Below are 285 nucleotides of genomic sequence, written 5' to 3'. Positions count from 1 at the left end.
CGTGCCGAGACAAGTACATCCTGACCAGTCTTGATAAGTACGCCTTCATCGACTGCCACATAAACCTCGCCCTCTGATTCGGTTTCGTAGGTTAGAATTCCAGGTTCCAAAGCCGCAACGCAATCAAGTCGGTGTGGTAAGAGTCCAAATGAGCCTTCGCGTCCCTCTGCAACTATACGTGATACGCCTTTCTTTTCGGCAAAGACCTGGAAAGGCAGAAGAATTGTAAGATTCATGAGTGCTGAATTCATGATTTGTCCCGGCTTGATTTTTTGGCTATTGCTT

1 pseudogene is annotated in these 285 nt (G+C 47.0%); it reads right to left on the bottom strand.

Annotation, left to right across the window (positions count from 1 at the left end):
- A pseudogene (locus tag K6T82_RS24305) lies at window positions 1-251 on the bottom strand (F0F1 ATP synthase subunit epsilon); the annotation flags it as partial.
- Window positions 252-285 lie beyond the last annotated feature (34 nt).

Origin of the sequence: Flavobacterium potami (genome assembly GCF_020026915.1) — a bacterium.
Taxonomy (GTDB): Bacteria; Bacteroidota; Bacteroidia; order Flavobacteriales; family Flavobacteriaceae; genus Flavobacterium; species Flavobacterium potami.
This window is presented reverse-complemented; position numbering and strand designations above follow the sequence as displayed.